1 protein-coding gene is annotated in these 1,229 nt (G+C 65.3%); it reads left to right on the top strand.

Annotated features, from left to right (window positions below; all coding sequences use genetic code 11):
- On the top strand, positions 1–1,229 hold a 1,229-nt coding region (locus AC097L_RS25025; RefSeq protein ID WP_479589416.1), incomplete at both ends, for a DUF1302 domain-containing protein.

Here is a 1,229-nt window from a genome sequence, read left to right as displayed (position 1 = left end):
CCCACCGCAGCCTGACCGCCATCGTCCTGGCTATCGGCTCCCTGGCCGCGCCCAGCGCCCATGCGTCTGAGGTCGCCACCGGCAACCCCGACCTCACGCTGCGGCTGGACACCACCATCCGCTACAACCTGGGCGTGCGCGCCGACAAGCAAGACAGCCGCATCCTGGCCAACCCGACCTATGACGAATCCGACGGCAAGTTCAACCGCGGCGATGTGGTCACCAACCGCCTGGACCTGCTGGGCGAGGTGGACCTGAACTGGAAGAACCAGCTCGGCGTGCGCGCCAGCGCCTCCGGCTGGTACGACAAGGCCTACAGCGACCACAGCGTGCAAACCACGGTGCCCGGCTACAGCTCCAGCTACTTCAACAACACCTACAGCCCCAAGGTGCAGCGCTACGTCAATGGCCCCTCAGGCGAATTTCTGGATGCGTTTGCGTGGGGCAACTTCAACATCGGTGCCACGCCGGTCAGCCTGAAGGTAGGCCGCCACACCAACTACTGGGGCGAGGGCCTGCTGATCGGCGCGCACGCCATTTCGTATTCGCAGGCCCCCACCGACGGTGCCAAGGCCGTCACCAGCCCGGGCATCGAGACCAAAGAGGTGTTTTTGTCGCTGGGCAACATTTCTGCCCGGGCGCAACTGAGCAACCGGCTCAGCGTGCAGGGCCAGTATTTCTTTGAGTGGAAACCCACGCGCCTGCCCTATGGCGGCACCTACTTTGCCCCGGCCGACATGCTGTTTGAAGGGCCCGACCGCCTGCCCGTATCGCCCACCGGGGCCTCCTTCACCCATGTGGATTCGGTCACGCCCAAGAACCGGGGCAACTGGGGCATCAGCGCCAAGTACAACGCCGAAGAGATCGAATCCAACATCGGCCTCTACTACCGCCGCTTCAACGACTACCAGCCCGGGTTCGCCCCGCAAACCCTGGCGGCGCTGGGCCAGTACCGGCTGGTCTACCCCAAACACGTGCAACTGTTCGGCGTGAGCGCGGCCCGGGTGATCGGCCCGGTCAGCGTGGGCTCCGAGCTGTCGTACCGCATGGACGGGGCGCTGAACGCGTCAGGCATCAGCGCCACCGACAACGAAGGCCCGCGCGGCGACACCCTGCATGCCATCGTCAACGGCGTCATGCTGTTTCCCAAAACCAGCCTCTTCGACACCGCCAGCCTGGCCGCTGAAGTGGCCTACAGCCAGTTGCTGCAGGTCACCGCACACCCCGAG

It is taken from the genome of Rhodoferax sp. RT5P35 (genome assembly GCF_056521385.1).
This window is presented reverse-complemented; position numbering and strand designations above follow the sequence as displayed.